Genomic DNA, 2,625 nt, shown 5'->3' on the forward strand with positions numbered 1-2,625 from the left:
AACTACGCGACGGCCCCGGATGACCGGGTCGTCAGCGCCAACGGCGAGATCACTGATGTGGCATTCAATAACGAGGCATCGGTGGCTGCCTGGGTGACGCTGAACGTCAAAAATCCCGACATCGGATTCCTGTTACCCCTGACCATTAAAACGATAATCGACAACAACGATGGATATCCTCTCCTGCCCAACACCGGCATTATTGAAATCGAGGGCAATCCCACCGACGGCTGGACGCTGGTGAGCTGGAACGGGACGCCCATTCCACAAGAACCGGGTCTGCCGACGGAGCTGCTCATCGCCTTGCGTAGCCTGGTCATGGCGCCGCAAACGGCCGCGTGGAACATTCACGAGGCGGCCCTCACCGGCGATCCGGCGACGATCGAGAGCGCGCTTGCAACCGGCCTGCACAACGTCGGCGCGGCGATGGTTCAGTTTCCCGAATCGGTGTTCAACGACATCGTCGACGCTCTGCGGAATCTCGTCGCCGACGCCGGCGGACAGGCGGCGGGCGAGACGGCCCCGACACTCAGCGATGTCCTAGCGTCGTTGATCTGAGCCGCGGCGCGCATCTGCGGCGCTGTGGCGATAGATTACCGGCGCAGGCCGGTATCGTGACTCGGCGTGACGGACCCGCTGGCCCGCCTACTGGAGTTGCCCGGGGTGGCCGACGCCAGCGAACAGGCGCGTACGGAACTGGGCCGGGCACACCGGCATCGGGCCAACCTACGCGGCTGGCGGGTGACCGCCGCTGAAACGTCACTGCGGGCGGCGCGGGCGTCGTCGGTGCTCGACGGCGGTCCCACTCAGGTGGACGACTCCGCCGCCGACGACCCAGTGTTCGCCGGAGCGCTCCGGGTGGCCCAAGCCATGGAAGGCGGCGAGACCGCCCTGGTCGGTGTATGGCAGCGGGCCCCGCTGCAGGCGCTGGCTCGGCTGCACATGCTGGCGGCCGCGGATCAGGTCGACGAGGACCACCTGGGGCGTCCGCAGGCGAGTGCGGCTGTCGGGCCTCGCCTGGAAATGCTGGCCGAACTGGCCACCGGCGGGACGCGGGTACCGGCACCGGTGTTCGCCGCGGTGGCGCACGGCGAGCTATTGACACTGGCGCCGTTCGGCAGTGCCGACGGAGTGGTCGCCCGTGCGGTATCGCGGCTGGTGACGATCGCCAGTGGACTCGACCCGCACGGACTGGGCGTGCCGGAGATGATCTGGATGCGCAGCGCCGGTGGGTATCGGGACGCCGCGGGCGGCTTCGCCACCGGTACGCCCGACGGCCTAACCGCATGGCTGCTGCTGTGTTGCCGTGCGCTGCAGGCGGGCGCACGGGAGGCCGTGAAAATTGCCGACTCGATTGCTGCGACGGGAGTTAAAGACACTTCGCGCTGACGCTCGCGCGCTGTTGCGGGGTTGTCCAAGGTTGTCGGCAGTATAAAGCGGGCGGCGCTCCGCTATCTCCGGTTCGCCGCCCGCTAGCACGAAGTACGGCTACCATGCGTGCGACACGGGCTGCGTGGGTGGCCTCGGCGATCTTGCAGTGCGCCTCGGTTGCGACCCCACCCAAAGGGTCGGAGAAACCGTTCGCTCTCTGCAATGACGCAAGCCCGCAACACTTCTGCCATCTTCGCGGCTGTGGCTAAGCGTGGGTACCGACATTCGCGCTAGGAAGTCCGGCTCGGGAGATCGAACCTTCTCTTCCGGATCGACCTTGGCCTCACCTGGCTTCCGTGGTTCCTTTGTACTACGTGGTCCATGCCACAGCAAGGCCCAATTCGTTACGACTTGTTACGAGTTGTGACGCGTTGCGCGGCCGTACCCGATCATCGACGGGATAGGGTGCCGGAGCGTCAGAACGCCAACCGCCGCAGGAATGAGTAGGTAAGCGCCCCAGCGGCTACCGCGCCGGCACCCAGCGCCGCTGTGGCGGCCAGTGTGGCCACGACGGCGCCCGAGGGTGTGCTGATCCGGTCCCGCAGGGAAACCGGTCGGGAGAACGTCAGCACCGGCCAGCCGTGCGCGGTTGCCTCCTTGCGTAAAGCGCGGTCGGGGTTGACCGCAGTCGGGTGGCCGACCGCTTGCAGCATGGGCAGGTCGGTGACCGAGTCGGAATAGGCGTAGCAGTGCTCGAGTGGATACCCCTCCTTGGCCGCCAGTTCGCGGACCGCCTGAGCCTTGGCCTCGCCGAAGCAGTAGAAGGCAACGTCGCCGGTGTACCTGCCGTCCGCGAGCACCATCCGGGTCGCCATCGCATGGGTGGCGCCCAGTGCACGAGCGATCGGTGCCACGATCTCCTCGCCGGAGGCCGACACCACCACGACGTCGCGGCCGCACAGCTTGTGGTCGGCGATCAGCTCCGCGGCCTCGGCGAACACCAGCGGAGTAACGATGTCATGCAGCGTCTCACCGACGATCGCCTTGACCTGCGCGACATCCCAGCCGGTGCACATGTCTGTCAGGTGCGCACGCATCCGGTCCACCTGGTCGTGATCGGCGCCGGACACCAGGAAGAGGAACTGGGCGTAGCTCGACTTGAGGACGGTTCGGCGGTTGATCAGCCCATGGTCGAAGAAGGGTTTGCTGAACGCCAGCGTGCTGGATTTGGCGATCACCGTCTTGTCGAGGTCG

At 66.5% G+C, this 2,625-nt stretch carries 2 protein-coding genes and 1 pseudogene; 2 read left to right on the forward strand and 1 reads right to left on the reverse strand.

Annotated elements, in window-relative coordinates; translation table 11 throughout:
• A pseudogene (locus tag AC2VON_RS09235) lies at nt 1–558 on the forward strand (histidine phosphatase family protein); the annotation flags it as partial.
• A 66-nt stretch (nt 559–624) separates the two neighbouring features.
• The gene (locus AC2VON_RS09240) at nt 625–1,389 is read left to right on the forward strand and encodes a Fic family protein (RefSeq protein ID WP_486952680.1); all 765 of its coding nucleotides are present in this window, start codon (nt 625–627) and stop codon (nt 1,387–1,389) included.
• Between the two features lie 458 nt (nt 1,390–1,847).
• On the opposite strand, the gene AC2VON_RS09245 is transcribed toward AC2VON_RS09240, so the two are convergent.
• Nucleotides 1,848–2,625: HAD-IB family hydrolase (locus AC2VON_RS09245; protein WP_486952681.1), on the reverse strand; the 778-nt coding region annotated here is incomplete at its 5' end.

Source organism: Mycobacterium sp. TH-M82 (genome assembly GCF_057473605.1).